This window comes from Sphingobacterium corticis (genome assembly GCF_042684745.1).
Classification (GTDB): Bacteria; Bacteroidota; Bacteroidia; order Sphingobacteriales; family Sphingobacteriaceae; genus Sphingobacterium; species Sphingobacterium corticis.
The window spans coordinates 680,863-698,256 of record NZ_JBHUMA010000004.1; the positions used below are offsets into that span (position 1 = coordinate 680,863).

Here is a 17,394-nt window from a genome sequence, read left to right on the forward strand (position 1 = left end):
GTATATTTGAGTATGAGAGCACTTCTGATTATCGACGTTCAACACGATTTTTTGCCTGGCGGGTCTTTGGCGGTTACCGATGGCGACAGCATTATCCCGGTAATCAATGGATTACAGAAAAACTATGATTTGGTAATAGCTACACAGGATTGGCACCCTGCAGATCATGGAAGTTTCGCCAGCCAACATCCCGACATCAACGTATTTGACCAATTCGATCTCTATGGTCTAGAGCAAGTTGCTTGGCCAGACCATTGCATTCAAAATACAGAGGGGGCGGACTTGTCGCCATTGCTAAACACGCAGTTGGTTGAAGCTATATTCCGCAAAGGAACATCAAAAGAAATCGATAGTTACAGCGCCTTTTTCGACAATGGGAAAAAGAAATCCACCGGATTGACTGGCTACCTGCGCGAACGTGACATTACCGAATTGCACCTTTGCGGTTTGGCGGCCGATTATTGCGTTTATTTTTCGGCACTGGATAGTCTGGAAGCCGGATTTCAAACCGCGATAATATCCAAAGCAACGAAGGCTATCGACAAAACTATCTACATGGACAAGAAAGAACATTTCCTACAGTTAGGTGGTAAAATCTTGTAATAGTCAACTTATCTGTTCAAATCGCTCCCATCAATATTTTCTATACCTTTGCCGTAGATTGCCATGAAAGAAACCGCTCTCAGTAGAAAAGATAAAATCATCCAAACAGCCACATCGCTATTTGCGGAAAACGGTTTTGCAGACACCTCTACCAAAGAAATTTCAATCAAAGCCGGCGTATCTGAAGCATTAATCTTTAAACACTTCGGCAACAAAGATCGCCTGCTTTCTTTCATCATCAAAACTGGATATAGCCGCGTAGTCATGCACCACAAAGGTATGATGACCTACAAAGGCGCGAAAGAATTTCTTCAGAACATGATCTTGCTCCCCAACAAGTTGGTAACAGAAGAACCATTGTTCTGGAAAATGCAGGAACGTTTAGCACATGACGAATTATCGCGGGCACAACACGAACATTTCATCAAACCCGTGCAGCCAATCATATTGAAGGCATTTCAAGAATTGGGATATGATAAGCCAGAACTGGAAACCCAGTATTTACTCCTTATCATCGATATGCTTTGGAAAAAAGAAGCAAGCGGCGATTTGAAAAATGCAGCAGAATTGACAGCGCTCATTGAAAAAAAATATAATCTCATTTAATTCATATATGCACGAGATCTCGATACGATTAAAAGAAGCATTTTCTTTGTTATTTAGCATTTCTATATTCATTTCTGTGGCGAATGCCCAGCAGAAAACAGATTTTGTAACCTTCATCAACCAATCGCATCCATGGGTAGAAAAAACATTTCAGCAGTTAACGCCTAAAGAGCGTATTGCACAATTGCTTTTGATCCGTGCGCATACCGATCGCGGACAACGCTATGTGGATTCTGTTGGAAGAATTGTTAAACAAGAAAAATTAGGCGGTTTGGTTGTTTTTCAAGGCGGTCCGGTTCGGCACGCTAATATGTTCAATCGCTATCAAAAAGACAGCAAAGTTCCATTGCTGATTACGTTTGACGGCGAATGGGGACTGGGTATGCGTTTAGCAGATTCCACGATTTCTTTTCCTTATCAAATGACTTTGGGCGCCATTCAACGCGATCAATTGCTATACGATATGGGGAAACAAGTGGCCAAAGACTTCCGCCGTTTGGGCATGCATTTCAACTTTGCGCCCGTCGTCGATATCAACAATAACCCAGATAATCCGGTCATCAACTTCCGTTCTTTCGGTGACAACAAAGAGAATGTTGCACGTAAAGCGAAGGCTTATATGGACGGCATGGTCGATGGTGGAATCGTTGCTTCGCTAAAACATTTTCCGGGACATGGTGACACCGATGTGGATTCGCATCATGATTTGCCTCAATTGGATTTTTCAAGAGATCGATTGAATAAGTTGGAAATTTTTCCTTTTCGGGAATTAATCCGCGCGGGAGCACCTGCCATAATGGTTGCGCACATGCATATTCCATCTTTAGACAACACGCCAAACATCCCTTCATCCATCTCGAAAAAAGTCGTTACGGATTTATTGCGCAACGAATTAGGATTTAAAGGGCTTGCTGTGACTGATGCTATGGATATGAAGGGCGTCACGAAGTTTTTCCCGAACGGCCGTGCAGATGTAATGGCTATCGAAGCTGGAAATGATTTGCTAGAAATTTCCGAAAACAGTCAACGTGCTGTTCAGATGATTGAGCAAGCAATCAAAAGTGGAACGATCAAACAAGCGGATGTAGATCGTCGCGTTAAGAAAGTGCTGGCAACTAAACTTTGGCTGGGATTAGATAAGTACCAGCCCGTGGCTACCAAGAATCTTTATCAAGATGTGAACAGCGCTGCTGCAAAACAATTGGTTCAGCGTTTGGCTGAAGCTTCTGTTACGGTACTTCGTTCGAAACGCGCCATCAACTCATTTAGTAGTGCGAGACCTACTTTAGTGGTGAGCGTCGGAATTGATAAACCGCAAGCCATCGAACAAGCTATTGCCAGCCGCGTTCGCGGCAGCATGCAGCTTTATGTGAAAGGCAATGAAACCGAAGATCAACTCAAAGATATACTCGCAGAATCCCGGAAATACGGACAAATTATTTTGGCAATCCACGATGCGCGTAATCGTCCGCAAAGTGCGCTTCCTTTTTCGGACGACATCAAAAGCTTTATCGACAAGATCACGAATAAGAAGGTCATCACGCTATTTCATGCCAATCCCTATGCACTAAATTCGGTGGATGTTGATGGCAGTGGCAGCATTATTCTTACTTATCAAAACGATGCGTTCATGCAACGTGCTGCGGCAAAAGTGTTATTTAAGGATATCCGTTCAGAAGGAAAACTTCCGGTTGCGGTATCTCGAAAACACAAAAATGGCGCAGGATTGTAATCATTTGTATATCGCGAAAGCTAATTTTTCGATATTTCACATTTAGTAAAAAAGAAGGCGTTTTATCCGTTATTTTTGTGATATTTTTAAAATTATATGGCTAGCGAACAAATTTCCATCTTCGACATGTTCAAAATCGGCATCGGCCCATCCAGCTCTCACACTTTGGGACCATGGCGCGCTGCACAACGATTTGTAGACGCGCTTCGCGTGCGAGGTGTTTTGGAAAATGTGCAGCAAGTGAACGTGCTGTTATACGGTTCGTTAGCAAAAACGGGTGTCGGTCACGGCACAGATATCGCCATCTTATTGGGATTGAGTGGCGATGATCCGGTTACTTTCGATGTGTACGACGTGCTACCTAAGGTAGATCGCATCAAATCTTCCCAAAGACTTATTTTAGGCAATACGCATTCCGTTGCATTTGAGTACAACAATCACATGTTGTTTTTGTACAACGAAAGCCTACCTTTTCATCCGAACGCGGTAACATTTCAAGCATTTTTAGCAGACGGAAGTGCACACAGCGAAACGTATTATTCCATTGGTGGAGGTTTCGTGGTACAAGAAAGCGACGATCAGGCTTCCGCTTCTGAATTGGATTTGCCCTTTCAAATTGATACCGCAGAAGATGTGTTATTTTGGTGTCGACGTACCGGATTGAAAATTTCGGAATTGGTATTGGAAAACGAAACAGCTTGGCGCAGTGAAGAAGACACGCGCGCCGGCGTTTTACAAATTTTCTCGACAATCAAAGATTGTATTTATAAAGGTTGTCACACGACGGGTGTATTGCCCGGCGGATTGCAAGTGGAGCGCCGCGCTTCGAAATTGAGCAAACGCATTACCAAAGATCGCAGCTACGACGATTACGAATCTTGGTTAGCAGCAATCCGCGCAGGCGGTAAAGATTTCGGCTATATATTGGATTGCGTGAGCTGTTTCGCGTTAGCAGTAAATGAAGAAAATGCCTCATTCGGACGCGTCGTAACCGCTCCAACGAATGGCGCGGCTGGGGTTATTCCTGCCGTGTTACAATATTACATCACTTTTCACGATGCGTACAGCGAACAGAAAATTATTCAGTTCATTGCTACCGCTTCCGAAATAGGTTCGATATTTAAAAAAGGTGCTACCATATCTGCTGCGATGGGCGGATGCCAAGCAGAAATCGGCGTTTCTTCCGCGATGGCGGCAGGTGCATTGACAGAATGTTTGGGTGGTTCGCAACGCCAAGCTTTGATGGCAGCGGAAATTGCCATGGAGCATCATTTAGGATTAACCTGTGATCCGATCGGCGGTTTAGTGCAAATTCCGTGCATCGAACGCAATACAATGGGCGCGATAAAAGCAATTACCGCAGCGCAACTTGCTTTACAATCCAATCCCGAAAAAGCAAAAGTAAGTTTGGATGCGGTGGTTGGCACCATGTGGGAAACCGCACAGGATATGAACGTGAAGTACAAAGAAACAGCCGATGGCGGATTAGCAGTAAAAGTACCGTTGAGCCTTCCAGAATGTTAATCCAATTGTTGATCGTTAGTTAGAAACAAGGATTGATTTTCGATAGGAATTAGTCCTAAACGCTCTGCTTCGCTAAACATAAACGACACCGCTTTTCGTCCTTGCTCACCAAGATTTTCAGAATATTGGTTCACGTACAATTCTATATGCTTGTACATGACCGCTTCTTCCATTTCTTGTGCATGCTCACGAACATACGCCGCGCTAGATTTTGGATTCGCAAATGCAAAACGTACACTTTCAGCGATCAGTTGATTGATCTGCAATTTTACTTCTTGCGGCAAGGAACGACGGACAACAATTCCTCCCAACGGAATTGGAAACCCAGTGCTCCCTTCCCAAAACTCACCTAAATCCTGAATCTTTGATAATCCACGTTCGTAATAGGTAAACCGATTTTCATGAATAATCAATCCTGCATCAACCTTTCCGCTCAAAACAGCATCTTCAATATCCGAAAACACCAATTCCACTTTATCTTTAAGTTGCGGATAAGCTAACCCCAACAAGAAATTAGCCGTCGTAAACTTTCCGGGAATAGCAATCCGTAGCTTCGCCAAATGAGCCGGCAAATCCTTGCCCGCCAAAGCTCCGAGCTCTTCGGCTAACGCGGCATCTTTGGTAATCAGCAATGGACCGACACCAAATCCCAAAGCGCTACCTGCGTCCAACAACTCATAATCCTTCGCGGCGTACGCAAAGGCATGATAGCTTAATTTCGTGATGTCCAATTCTTGCGCGAAAGCTTGCTGGTTCAACGTTTCTACATCCTGATATTGCACATCAAAAGATAGCCCTTTCGTGTCTATCTTTTGATGGATCAATGCATCGAAAATAAACGTATCGTTCGGACAAGGCGAAAAACCAAGGCTTAATTTCATGGAATTCAATTATATGCCTAAAACTTTTCGGTTGAAATCTTCATCCGATCCCGTTGATGCGAAATCGTCGAACGCACGCTCAGTAACCTTGATCGTATGCTCTTTAATAAACTTCGCTCCTTCCGTCGCTCCGTCTACGCTATTCTTAATTGCACATTCCCATTCCAACACGGCCCAACCATCGTAATCATATCCGGCCAATTTGCTGAAGATCGATTTAAAATCCACCTGACCATCGCCCAAAGAACGGAAACGTCCGGCTCTTTCCAACCAATTGCTATAACCTCCATAAACGCCTTGCTTGCCGTTCGGGTTAAATTCCGCATCTTTCACATGGAACATTTTAATGCGCTCGTGATAATGATCAATGTAACTAAGATAATCCATTCCTTGCAAGAGCAAATGCGATGGATCATACAGCAAACATGCACGCGGATGTTGGTCGACGGCGTCTAAAAAGCGTTCGTAAGAAACCCCGTCGTGCAAATCTTCGCCCGGGTGAATCTCGTAACATAAATCAACGCCATATTTATCAAACTCATTCAAAATTGGAAGCCAGCGATCGGCCAATTCTTTAAATCCTGTTTCCACTAAACCGGCAGGACGTTGTGGCCACGGGTAAACCATGTGCCAAAGCAATGCACCACTGAATGTGGCGTGCGCATTCAACCCCAAATTATGAGAAGCTTTCGCCGCCAACTTTAGTTGATCGATTGCCCAAGCCGTCCGCGCTTTCGGATTATTGCGCACTTCCGCCGGCGCAAATCCGTCAAACAATTGATCGTACGCAGGATGCACCGCAACCAACTGACCTTGCAAATGCGTAGAAAGTTCGGTGATTTCTACACCAATTTCCTGCAATTTGCCTTTTATATCATCCGCATAGGTCTTACTTTCCGCTGCTTGCTTCAAATCGAAAAAGTTCGGATCGTTCGTTGGAACTTGCACGCCGACATAACCCAATGATTTTGCCCAGGCAGAAATGTTTTCCAACGTATTGTAAGGTGCTGATTGATCGATAAATTGCGCTAGAAATATCGCAGGTCCTTTTATAGTTTTCATGGTGATTTGCTGTATTTTGAACGTTAAAGATAGCAATTTATCTTTGGACACGGAAGCGTCAAAGGATGGAATAGATCATCCTAATGCAAGCTAAATTTGCGTAACTTTGTGCTGTGCAAACAGATTCCCAACGTTATTTTTTAGAGATCGCTTATCGAGGAACGGCTTACCATGGATGGCAGGTGCAGGATAATGCGATATCGGTGCAAGAAAAGCTGAATCAGGCTATGAAAACCGTGTTACGACAGGATGTTGAGACGACGGGAGCCGGACGAACGGATACGGGAGTGCATGCCAAACAGTTGTTTGTTCACGTGGATTTACCCATAATTCCTGAAGCTGCGCAATTAGTAAAACTGACGCACGCATTTAATGCGCTTTTGCCTTACGATATCAGCGTGAAGCGAATGATTCCCGTGCACGCTGATGCGCACGCACGTTTTGATGCTACATCGCGCTCGTACGAATACCACATTCATACCCAGAAGAATCCTTTCCTCCATGAAGCTTCCAGCTATTTTCGGGATCGCCCGGATGTAGAAAAAATGAACATCGCCGCTCAGCAATTATTGGGAAAACAGGATTTTGGTTCATTCAGTAAAGCGCATACGCAGGTATTTACAAACATTTGCACCGTAACGGAAGCCCGTTGGGAAGAAATCGGCGACCGATTGATTTTTCATGTAACAGCAGATCGCTTTCTACGCAACATGGTGCGCGCAATTGTTGGCACATTACTAGAAGTGGGCATGAAAGGAAAACCCATTGAACATGTTGCCGAAGTGATCGCCAGTCAGGATCGCGCACGCGCCGGCGTTTCTGTTCCTGCCTGCGGACTTTATCTTACAAAAGTTATCTACCCATATATCGATATAACATCGTGAAAAAAGAAGAGATTACCGGAAAAGCATACGACAGCAAATTATTAAGTCGGTTAGCGAAATACATCCGGCCGTACAAAAAAGTGTTTTGGATTTCCGTTGTGCTGACGATTTTGTTAGCTGCGGTGGCTCCAGCTTTGCCGATGCTCGTCGAGCATACGGTGGATAAATACATCCTTTCTGGAAACACCTCAGGATTGTCTAATATGCTGTTCGCCATGATCGGATTACTGGTTTTACAAACGATAATCCGCTATTTCCATACCTTGATGACGAATACATTAGGGCAATCCGTTATCCGCGATATTCGTATTCAAGTGTTTGAACACATTACCAACCTTCGGTTGAAATACTTTGATAATACGCCTATTGGTAGATTAATTACACGTACGATTTCCGATTTGGAAACCATTGCTAACATTTTCTCTGAAGGATTGATCCAAATTATTGGTGATTTATTGCAATTGGTCGTCATTCTATTGGTAATGTTTTATACCGACTGGAGGTTGACCTTGGTCATTTTGATTCCGATGCCGTTGATGATCGCTGCAACATACATTTTCAAAGAAGCAATGAAATCCGCTTTCCAAAGCGTGCGAACTTGGGTTTCCAACCTGAATACTTTTTTGCAAGAGCATATTTCCGGGATGGCAATTATCCAGTATTTTGCTCGCGAAGAGCAGGAAATGCGCAAGTTTAAGGAAATCAATGCAGAACATCGGAATGCCCATATCCGTGCGAACTGGTACTTTTCCATCTTCTTTCCAGTCTTGGAAATTATTTTGGCGTTAGCTACAGGTTTACTGGTTTGGTACGGTTCAAAACAGATTCTAGGTGATGTTATTTCGCCGGGTGTTGTTGTCGCGTTTTTGATGTACATCAACATGATTTTCCGCCCGATTCGCGAATTGATCGACAAGTTCAATACGCTACAAATGGGGATGGTTTCTGCGGAGCGTATTTTTGATGTGTTGGACACCAATGAATTCACCCCGGATGAAGGTAATTATCAGCCAGAAAACGTACGCGGGAAGATAGAATTCAAAAATGTATGGTTTGCTTACAACGACGAGAAATGGGTGTTGAAAGATATCAGTTTCGTGGTGGAGCCGGGCGAAACACTTGCTTTAGTTGGTGCCACTGGCGCGGGTAAATCTTCCACCATCAATATCCTGAGTCGATTTTACGAAATACAACGCGGACAAATTTTGTTGGATGGGGTAGATATTCGCGAGTATGACTTAGCGTATTTGCGAAGAACAATATCGACCGTGCTGCAAGATGTTTTCTTGTTTTCGGATTCTATTTTACACAATATCAATCTGCACGATTCGTCGATTTCTATGGATGCTATCGTGGATGCTGCGAAAAAAGTTGGCGCTCACGATTTCATTCAGCGCTTGCCGCAAGGTTACGATTATCAGGTACAAGAGCGCGGATCCACGCTATCTGCCGGACAAGGTCAGCTTATTTCCTTTATTCGTGCATTGGTCCATGATCCAAAAATTTTGATTTTGGATGAAGCGACTTCTTCTGTGGATACGGAAACCGAGCAGTTAATTCAATCTGCGATTGAAAATTTGATGGACGGCCGCACGGCAATTGTAATCGCACACCGATTGTCGACGATTCAGCGAGCAAACAAGATTATCGTTTTGGAAAAAGGAGAAATGTTGGAGATTGGTTCGCACCAACAGCTTTTAGCGCAAGATGGCGCATACAAAAAACTGTACGATTTACAGTTTAATTCTGCGGGATTATAGTTTAGAATACCCCGCAGAATCATAAGAACGTGCTAAACAAATTGCCACTGCACGTAATTGATGTTTTTATCGTCCGCTAAGTATTTCTTTTCGTAATACGTTTTAATGGACAATACATCGTCAACTAAATCTGATTTATACAAATCGGTAGTTTGTCGCAAAATTGGCATATTTCCTGCTTCAATTTGTTCCAGCGTATATGCGTAAAAATCGTCGTTATCGGTTTTCAAATGCATGACGCCACGATCTTTCATGATCGTTTTGTATTTTTCCAAGAATCGTGGATTTGTTAAACGCTTCTTAATGCGGCTATCTTGCGGTTGGGGATCTGGAAAAGTAATCCAAATTTGTGAAACTTCACTTTCAGCAAAATGTTCCAAAATGCTTTCGATTTGGATGCGTAAAAACCCTACGTTTTCAATCCCTTCTTCCAACGCCGTTTTCGCTCCGCGCCAAATGCGATTGCCTTTAAAATCCACACCAATGAAATTGGTGTCCGGAAATTTCTTCGCCAGATTGACCGTGTATTCGCCTTTTCCACAAGCCAGTTCCAAAATGATCGGCTTATCGTTACCGAAAAGTTCTTTGGCCCATTGCCCTTTATAATCTTTACCCGCATCCAATTGCACTACATTTTTAAACGTAGCAACCTCCGCGAATTTTCTTAACTTATCTTTACCCATTGTGTTGTATAACTTTCAGCAAAACACCGCCCGCTGTCGAACCGCAAAATTAACCTTATATTTGTACTATAGCGAAATCAAGATAAAATTACGTGGAAAAAAGTGCTAAAATATACGTTGCCGGACATCGCGGGATGGTCGGATCGGCTATTCATCGTCATTTGCTGGCGCAAGGATTTGACAACATCGTTACGCGAACTTCCAAAGAATTGGACTTACGTGATCAGCAAGCAGTAACCAGTTTTTTCAGTGAAGAAAACCCCGAATATGTATTTCTCGCAGCTGCAAAAGTAGGAGGTATTGTTGCCAATAATACCTACCGCGCTGATTTCATCTACGAGAATTTAGCCATCCAAAATAATGTTATCCATCAATCGCATGTGCACGGTGTCAAAAAACTGATGTTCTTGGGCTCATCTTGCATTTATCCCAAAATGGCACCACAACCATTGAAAGAAGATTCGTTGTTGACAGGATTGCTAGAGCCAACGAACGAGCCATACGCTATTGCCAAAATTGCTGGAATAAAAATGTGCGAAGCTTATCGCGCTCAATACGGATGTAATTTTATTTCCGTGATGCCGACCAATTTATACGGTATCAACGACAACTATCATCCAGAAAATTCGCATGTGCTACCTGCATTAATTCGGCGTTTCCACGAGGCGAAGGAAAAAGGACTGCCGGAAGTCGTCATTTGGGGTTCAGGGACGCCATTACGCGAATTTCTATATGCGGATGATTTGGCGGAGGCTTGTGTTTTTCTGATGGAAAATTATAACGAATCTGGCTTTTTAAATATCGGCGTCGGGGAAGATTTAAGCATCAAAAATTTAGCTGCGCTGATCAAAGAAATTATCGGTTACGAAGGTCAACTCCGTTATGATGATAGCAAGCCAGATGGCACACCACGCAAATTAATGGATGTCAGTAAATTACACGCATTAGGCTGGAAGCATAAAACTTCGATTCGCGATGGCATAAAATTAGCCTATCAAGATTTTTTAGAGAAGTTAAAATCGTTTAGCTAAAACATAAAGCCTGCTGTAGCAGGCTTTATGTTTTAGCTAAATATATAGGATGCGATAGATAATTTTAGTGTAAATTATTTACTAATAGGCCTCGCTATCCTTTGGTATTCCGTACTTGTTGGCCTCTACGGCCTCTTCTGCCGTAATATTACCGGTATTCATAACGCCCTTCTTTAGCGATTTCTTTTTAGGGCGAATGAAATTGGCGATACCAGCTACTGCGTTAGAAATACTACTTTGACTTACCTGCGAAACGGCCGTTTCGGAAGCAACTGTAACTACAGCCTTTTTAAACCAACCAGCGTTTTTCAGAAGTGTTCTATTCAAAACTAATGGCGTCGCAAGACGTAAAATTTTGGTCAACCAATCCGATTTTTCTGGACTTTTAGTTGCATTGGAAGAGATAGACGATACAACGTCACGCACACGATTGACACCTGGAATGTGCGCAGTGACCATGTTGATAAACCTAACTGGCGCCTCTACCTTATGCTTCAATAGCTTAAACTGCGTCCCTAAATAGAGTTCTTGCTCATCGCGAAGTGCACTGATACGATCGATTTCCGTTAGCAAATCGTCTACGTTAGAGATTCTATTTCTGAGCTGTTTGTTCGTGTTCATCTTCAATATTTTCAATTTCTTGCTTAATTTCAGAAGCTTCTTTCTCCGCCTTCGCCACCTTTTTCTTTAATCGCGTTAATCTATCTTCCTCCAAGTGATCATCTTCCTCGTGCCATTTTCCTAAAGTTTTACGAATGGTGATGTCCATCAACACCAACTCTAGTTTGCCTTTCGTAAGATTGATTAGCAAAATTATCAAAGCGAAAACACCTCCAGCAGCTAAAAATCCTAATGCATAATTATTGAACAGCTGCCCAAGATAGAATGCTAAGGCCATCGCTAAGAAAAACACCACTAGCAAAGCAAGCAATATTTTACTAACGTCGATAACAAGTGACGCAATGATGCGTGATCCGCGTGCTATTGCACGCAGCTTTACCAACTCCAGTTGGCTATCTACATATTCTTTAAGCTTTTTCAGCGATCCTGAAAAGGAGAACTTTTGATCCATTATGCAATATTATCTCACGGAAACACCAATAGCTTAGTTCGAAGCTCAGTTTATTTCCGAAATCAGTTTAATTGTGTGTATATGTTGCAAATAGAAGAAAGTACGACTATGCGTGCTCTTCTATTTCTTCGTCGACGATATCTTCTACTTTAGAAGCTTTGGACTTTAAAGATGCGACAAGTTTCTCACGAAGCTCGCTCAATTGATCCATCTGCTCTTCCGCACGTTCTTTAATGGCATCTCCAAGATCTGCTAAAGATTCATTTAGCTTGTCGCGTGTTTCAGAACCTTTTTCAGGCGCAAACAATATCCCTAATACTGTACCCGCTGCCAAACCTGTCAATAATGCTGTTAAAACTTTTCCGCTAGATTTCATGTGTCCAATTATTTTAAAAATGTCTAATACGATTTTGATTATATGTTGATAACAGTAAAAATATTAAAGTGTTTGTTAGCATCTATGCCTATTTGAAAACATACCCATAAAAATAAATAATTTATCTTTAAACGAATAATATTTTCATTTTTATTATCTTTACAGTACACCTAAATTATAGATATGCTGGTAAAAACCTACAGTAGCGCTTGCCAAGGTATTATTGCGACGACGGTTGGAGTTGAAGTAAATGTTTCGCCTGGAACGAAGTACTATATCGTCGGCTTGCCGGACAATGCCGTTCGCGAAAGTTTACAACGCGTAGAGAGTGCTATTGTATCGATCGGCCTACGAATGCCTCGACAGAAGATTGTTGTAAATATGTTTCCGGCGGATCTTCGCAAGGAAGGCTCCACGTACGACCTTTCAATCGCCATTGCTATCCTTGCCGCATCCGGACAAATTAATCCAACGCATTTAGAAGAGTTTTTGATCTTAGGAGAATTATCGCTAGATAGTTCTTTGCAACATGTTCGCGGCGTGCTTCCGACAGCTTTACAAGCTAAAGAAGATGGATTCAAAGGAATTATATTACCAAAATCGAACGCGCCAGAAGCGGCAATTGTTAGTGGCCTGAATGTCTATGGTGCATCAAATCTGAAAGAGGTAATCGCGCTATTGGAAGGAGAAGAGAATATAAAACCTACGACCGTAGACATCCAGTTAGAGTTCGCACGTCAACTCCAAACGTCTGATATGGATTTTTCTGATGTACAAGGTCAAGAGAATATAAAACGCGCACTGGAAATTGCAGCTGCAGGTGGACACAATGTTATGTTGATCGGTCCACCCGGCGCAGGGAAAACGATGTTGGCAAAACGATTACCTACTATCCTTCCTCCCCTCACCTTAGAGGAGTCACTGGAAACTACTAAAATACATTCAGTCGCGGGACGACTTCCTGCCGGAACCCCAATTTTAACTAGCCGTCCATTTCAAGCGCCTCACCATACCATATCTAATATCGCGCTTGTCGGCGGCGGCACTTATCCGCAACCGGGCGAAATATCTTTGGCTCATCATGGCGTATTGTTTCTGGATGAACTCCCAGAGTTTGCGAGAAATGTGCTTGAAGTGATGCGGCAGCCATTGGAATCTCGCAGCATAAGTATTTCCAGAGCGAAGTTTAGTGTAGAATATCCAGCAAGCTTCATGCTGATAGCGTCTATGAATCCTTGTCCGTGTGGCTATTACAACCATCCCGAAAAAGCTTGCTTATGTAGCCCACAAATGGTTCAACGTTATTTAAGCAAGGTATCGGGACCATTGATGGATCGTATAGATCTACATGTGGAAGTCACGCCCGTTCCGTTTAAAGATTTGAGTCGGACAAACAGCCGATCTGAGCAAAGCAGTGTCATTCGAGAACGCGTAACCAAAACAAGAATCATTCAAGAAAATCGATTTTCGGGACAACCTGATATCTATAGCAATGCTCAGATGAGCGCATCTTGGATGCGAAAAGTTTGTCAATTAGACGAAGATAGTAGACATCTATTGAAATCAGCGATGGAACGACTCGGACTTTCTGCACGTGCCTACGATCGAATTTTGAAAGTAGCAAGAACGCTCGCGGATATGGAGGCCTGCGACAATATCCAACCGCAACATATCGCGGAAGCCATTCAATACCGCAGTTTGGACAGAGCAGATTGGGCTTCTTAAAACCCGAATTGCGAAGCGAAATGGGTTAATACCCAAGGATACAATAAAATAGTTAGCACTAATCCAGTTAACGCACCAAATAAATGTGCATCGTGATTGATGCCATCGCGTGCGTTTTTGGATGCCCAAATACAATACCCTAAATACAAAAATCCAAACACGAAAGCCGGGATCGGAATGGCGAAGAAAATGTACAGCATTGTTTTTGGGTAAAACAAAATAAAGCTGAACAGGATGGCACTGATCGCACCCGAAGCTCCCAAACTGTTGTAACCGTAATTATCCTTTTGCTGGAGAATCGTAGGAATATCACTCAACACCAAAGCAATAACATAAATTCCACCGAAATACAAATGACCAATTGGTCCACTTTGCGCCACTAATAAAGATTCTAAAGCGAAGCCGAAGAAATAAAAGGTGATCATGTTGAACAACAAATGCGACCAATCCTTATGAATCAAACCGCTCGTAATGATCATTCCCCATTTGCTTCTATCTCGATAAACAGTGTACGGGTGCAACATCATTTTACCATAAAGCTGAGGATTAGAGAAAGCATAAATGCTCAATCCGACAGTTAGCGCAAATATAAAACTGGCTATTGGTGTATTTTGGATGTAATCGGTCAACATATTTTAGAATCTATCTTCAGTCAAAAATAAATACAATTGTTCAGGACCATGTCCGCCGGCTATCGGCGTGTAACCGATGGCGTTGCTATAACTTGTTCCCGTTACCGCGGTAAGCATGGAGGGCAATCCGTTTGGATACCGATCCCGCACATGCCTCAATGCGTGTTTCAAATCCATAACCAACTGAGATGCGGTAGCAAAAACGATGTGGATGGGCGGGTAAATACTCAACCTTCTTCCAGAAGGACTCGCATTCGAAAGCAGAATACTTCCGCTGCGCGCAATTAATGCTTCGCAAGATGTTAATCCAACTTCAATTTCATCCAACTGATTATCACCTCGGAGGTAAGGAAATCCATATTGATCTAAAAAGCGCTGAAGTTGAGGTTCCCAAACTGCAATTTTGGAAACGGAAATCTTCTCGACCAATTCCACCAAATTTTCCACTAAATCTACTTCGCCGTCACAGTAAATGAAATGACCGCCTAGTGCCGTGAACTCATTCGCAAATGCCACGTCCAACGCTTCCTCAGCATCCGGATAAAAAGGAGCATCTTCAAAATCAGGATATGGGTTGTCACGCTTATGTAACAATGCCTGCCGGATTTGCTTGAGCATCTTTTCTTTAGCGGTGGTGTTGCGAATATTCATAGTTTATAAAAAAGGTGCAGCGCATTTTCATTCGCTGCACCTATAAAATGTATTGTGTCAGAAGCAATTATTGCTCGTTGCTTGGCTTATTATCTTCGGTTTCTTCTGTATTCTTGATATCATCCTGAATCGGCGGCAATTGCAGATCCGTTTGCGGAACACCACCACCATCAACACCACCATTCACAAACTCCTCATACGTCGTTCGATTAGCAAATGGTCGCTTTCCAAGCAAATCTTCCAAATCCGATTGGAACAAGATTTCTTTCTCCAATAATTTTTCTGCTACCTTGACCAAGCCTTCTTGTTTATCTAATAGCAATTGCTTCGTACGATCATAAACTGTTGAAATCATATTTCGTACCTCCACATCGATCAACTCGGCAGTTTGATCAGAATATGGCTTTTGGAACTGTGCATCACCCGATCCATCGCGGAAGGAAATGTTACCGACTTTATCGTTCATACCATAAACCGCCACCATAGCATAAGCCAACTGTGTGATTCGTTCCAAGTCGTTTTGCGCTCCGGTACTGATGCGTCCGAATGTAATATCTTCCGCAACACGACCACCTAACGTCATCGACATACTGTCAAATAATTGCTCTGTAGTGTACAAAAATTGCTCTTTCGGTAAATACTGCGCATAACCCAAAGCAGCTACACCACGAGGAACGATCGAAACTTTCACCAAAGGATCAGCGTGCTCCAAGAACCAACCCGCAATAGCGTGCCCAGCTTCGTGGTAAGCAACGATTTTCTTTTCTTCTGGTGAGATAATTTTGTTTTTCTTTTCCAATCCACCGATCACACGATCGACCGCATCTTGGAAATCCTGCATATCAATCGCCGGCTTGTTTTTACGCGCAGCGATCAAAGCCGCTTCATTACAAACGTTAGCAATTTCCGCACCCGCAAAACCTGGCGTTTGCGCCGATAACTTTTTCGCATCAACTTCTTCTGCCAATTTTAGTGGCTTCAAATGCACATTGAAAATATGTTCACGACCGATTAAATCCGGTTTATCGATCGAAATCTGACGATCAAAACGTCCTGGACGCAATAAAGCTTGATCCAATACATCCAAACGGTTCGTTGCTGCCAAAATGATAACACCAACGTTGGTTCCGAAACCATCCATCTCCACCAATAACTGGTTTAATGTATTTTCACGTTCGTCGTTTCCACCCATCACGGAATTCTTGCCGCGAGCACGACCGATCGCATCAATCTCATCGATGAAGATAATACATGGCGCTTTCTCCTTCGCTTGTTTAAACAAATCGCGAACACGCGAAGCTCCAACTCCGACAAACATTTCCACGAAATCCGAACCGGATAGCGAGAAGAATGGAACTTGCGCTTCACCAGCTACCGCTTTCGCCAATAAAGTTTTACCTGTTCCTGGAGGGCCAACAAGCAATGCGCCTTTTGGAATTTTACCGCCTAAATCGGTGTATTTCTTTGGATTCTTTAAGAAGTCAACGATCTCCATGACTTCGGTTTTCGCTTCTTCCAATCCCGCTACATCGTTGAATGTAATGTTGATTTGCGATTCCTTATCGAATAGCTGCGCTTTAGATTTGCCAATGTTGAATAATTGGCCGCCGCCCCCAGCTCCGCCACCGCTCATGCGGCGCATCAAGAACATCCACAGTGCAACTAAAATCACCAGCGGAAGGATGAAGGAAACAATCCAGCCCGCCCATGGATTAGAGCGATCTTCGTAGTTCACTGAAACTTCTGGTTGTGCGCTCGCCAAACTGTCCTGCGAAGTTTTCAATTTCGCTTCAAGAATTTCAGCAGATGGCTCGGTGAACAAATACTGCGGACCGACATTAGGGCTAAACGTCAAAGCGTTGTCGCGCGGCGCTACATCTTTGTATTTGTCGTCTTCCTTCAGCTTATCTTTTTTGATATATACTTCAACCTCCAACAAATCGTTGTTCTTATAAGCAACCAGTTTGTCCACATCCCCAGGAATCAACATCTTCGTCTCGAATTCTCTATAAGTAATTCGCTTGGATGGCTCCGCACGGAAAAAATACTGTAAACCTATAAAGCCAATGATCATCGCAATCCAAATCCAGATCATGCTGAACTTTGGTGGCATCGGGGTAATTTTTTTATTCGGAATTTTCTTCATTTTCTACATTAAAATCGAGACGCAAA

17 protein-coding genes are annotated in these 17,394 nt (G+C 43.0%); 8 read left to right on the forward strand and 9 right to left on the reverse strand.

Annotated elements, in window-relative coordinates:
• Positions 1–12 precede the first annotated feature (12 nt).
• From pncA to ACFSQ3_RS04280, 4 genes are all read left to right on the forward strand, one after another.
• Positions 13–603 (forward strand): bifunctional nicotinamidase/pyrazinamidase, encoded by a 591-nt coding sequence (pncA, locus tag ACFSQ3_RS04265; RefSeq protein WP_380867818.1) that lies wholly within the window; start codon positions 13–15, stop codon positions 601–603.
• Positions 604–666: 63 nt separating this feature from the next.
• Complete coding sequence (locus ACFSQ3_RS04270) at positions 667–1,209, forward strand: TetR/AcrR family transcriptional regulator (RefSeq protein ID WP_380867819.1); 543 nt, start codon at positions 667–669, stop codon at positions 1,207–1,209.
• A gap of 7 nt (positions 1,210–1,216) precedes the next feature.
• Positions 1,217–2,941, forward strand: a complete 1,725-nt coding sequence (locus tag ACFSQ3_RS04275; RefSeq protein WP_380867822.1) for a glycoside hydrolase family 3 protein — start codon at positions 1,217–1,219, stop codon at positions 2,939–2,941.
• Between the two features lie 96 nt (positions 2,942–3,037).
• Positions 3,038–4,465, forward strand: a complete 1,428-nt coding sequence (locus tag ACFSQ3_RS04280) for an L-serine ammonia-lyase (RefSeq protein ID WP_380867825.1) — start codon at positions 3,038–3,040, stop codon at positions 4,463–4,465.
• Here the strand turns inward: ACFSQ3_RS04280 and ACFSQ3_RS04285 are convergent.
• Both ACFSQ3_RS04285 and ACFSQ3_RS04290 read right to left on the reverse strand, forming a co-directional pair.
• Positions 4,462–5,346 carry a 1,4-dihydroxy-6-naphthoate synthase gene (locus tag ACFSQ3_RS04285; RefSeq protein WP_380867826.1) on the reverse strand — a complete coding sequence of 295 codons (885 nt, stop codon included), beginning with the start codon at positions 5,344–5,346 and terminating at the stop codon, positions 4,462–4,464. The two genes, ACFSQ3_RS04280 and ACFSQ3_RS04285, sit on opposite strands and share 4 nt — an antisense overlap.
• Positions 5,347–5,355: 9 nt before the next feature.
• Positions 5,356–6,408 carry a sugar phosphate isomerase/epimerase family protein gene (locus ACFSQ3_RS04290; RefSeq protein WP_380867828.1) on the reverse strand — a complete coding sequence of 351 codons (1,053 nt, stop codon included), beginning with the start codon at positions 6,406–6,408 and terminating at the stop codon, positions 5,356–5,358.
• A 113-nt stretch (positions 6,409–6,521) separates the two neighbouring features.
• Here ACFSQ3_RS04290 and truA point away from each other — a divergent pair, with 113 nt between their 5' ends.
• Positions 6,522–7,292 (forward strand): tRNA pseudouridine(38-40) synthase TruA, encoded by a 771-nt coding sequence (truA, locus tag ACFSQ3_RS04295; protein WP_380867831.1) that lies wholly within the window; start codon positions 6,522–6,524, stop codon positions 7,290–7,292.
• Positions 7,289–9,052, forward strand: coding sequence for an ABC transporter ATP-binding protein (locus ACFSQ3_RS04300; protein ID WP_380867833.1), 1,764 nt, complete (start codon positions 7,289–7,291; stop codon positions 9,050–9,052). Before truA ends, ACFSQ3_RS04300 begins: the two co-directional genes overlap by 4 nt.
• Before the next feature lie 32 nt (positions 9,053–9,084).
• Here ACFSQ3_RS04300 and trmB read toward each other — a convergent pair whose 3' ends face one another.
• Positions 9,085–9,735, reverse strand: a complete 651-nt coding sequence (gene trmB, locus ACFSQ3_RS04305; protein ID WP_380867836.1) for a tRNA (guanosine(46)-N7)-methyltransferase TrmB — start codon at positions 9,733–9,735, stop codon at positions 9,085–9,087.
• 92 nt (positions 9,736–9,827) lie between these two features.
• On the opposite strand from trmB, the gene fcl reads away from it, so the two are divergent.
• Positions 9,828–10,766 (forward strand): GDP-L-fucose synthase, encoded by a 939-nt coding sequence (gene fcl / locus ACFSQ3_RS04310; RefSeq protein ID WP_380867838.1) that lies wholly within the window; start codon positions 9,828–9,830, stop codon positions 10,764–10,766.
• 81 nt (positions 10,767–10,847) lie between these two features.
• On the opposite strand, the gene ACFSQ3_RS04315 is transcribed toward fcl, so the two are convergent.
• The 3 genes from ACFSQ3_RS04315 to ACFSQ3_RS04325 all read right to left on the reverse strand — a co-directional run bounded on the left by ACFSQ3_RS04315 (position 10,848) and on the right by ACFSQ3_RS04325 (position 12,214).
• Positions 10,848–11,387, reverse strand: coding sequence for a hypothetical protein (locus ACFSQ3_RS04315; RefSeq protein WP_380867840.1), 540 nt, complete (start codon positions 11,385–11,387; stop codon positions 10,848–10,850).
• Positions 11,359–11,838, reverse strand: a complete 480-nt coding sequence (locus tag ACFSQ3_RS04320) for a hypothetical protein (protein WP_380867842.1) — start codon at positions 11,836–11,838, stop codon at positions 11,359–11,361. Before ACFSQ3_RS04320 ends, ACFSQ3_RS04315 begins: the two co-directional genes overlap by 29 nt.
• 106 nt (positions 11,839–11,944) lie before the next feature.
• Positions 11,945–12,214 carry a YtxH domain-containing protein gene (locus ACFSQ3_RS04325; protein ID WP_380867844.1) on the reverse strand — a complete coding sequence of 90 codons (270 nt, stop codon included), beginning with the start codon at positions 12,212–12,214 and terminating at the stop codon, positions 11,945–11,947.
• A gap of 183 nt (positions 12,215–12,397) precedes the next feature.
• On the opposite strand from ACFSQ3_RS04325, the gene ACFSQ3_RS04330 reads away from it, so the two are divergent.
• Positions 12,398–13,939, forward strand: coding sequence for a YifB family Mg chelatase-like AAA ATPase (locus ACFSQ3_RS04330; protein WP_380867847.1), 1,542 nt, complete (start codon positions 12,398–12,400; stop codon positions 13,937–13,939).
• Here ACFSQ3_RS04330 and ACFSQ3_RS04335 read toward each other — a convergent pair.
• The 3 genes from ACFSQ3_RS04335 to ftsH all read right to left on the reverse strand — a co-directional run bounded on the left by ACFSQ3_RS04335 (position 13,936) and on the right by ftsH (position 17,368).
• Positions 13,936–14,571, reverse strand: coding sequence for a rhomboid family intramembrane serine protease (locus tag ACFSQ3_RS04335; protein ID WP_380867849.1), 636 nt, complete (start codon positions 14,569–14,571; stop codon positions 13,936–13,938). The two genes, ACFSQ3_RS04330 and ACFSQ3_RS04335, sit on opposite strands and share 4 nt — an antisense overlap.
• A gap of 3 nt (positions 14,572–14,574) precedes the next feature.
• Positions 14,575–15,222: a LutC/YkgG family protein gene (locus ACFSQ3_RS04340; protein ID WP_380867851.1), complete on the reverse strand. Its 648-nt coding sequence runs from the start codon at positions 15,220–15,222 to the stop codon at positions 14,575–14,577.
• Positions 15,223–15,289: 67 nt separating this feature from the next.
• Positions 15,290–17,368 carry an ATP-dependent zinc metalloprotease FtsH gene (gene ftsH, locus ACFSQ3_RS04345; RefSeq protein ID WP_380867853.1) on the reverse strand — a complete coding sequence of 693 codons (2,079 nt, stop codon included), beginning with the start codon at positions 17,366–17,368 and terminating at the stop codon, positions 15,290–15,292.
• Positions 17,369–17,394: the final 26 nt, after the last annotated feature.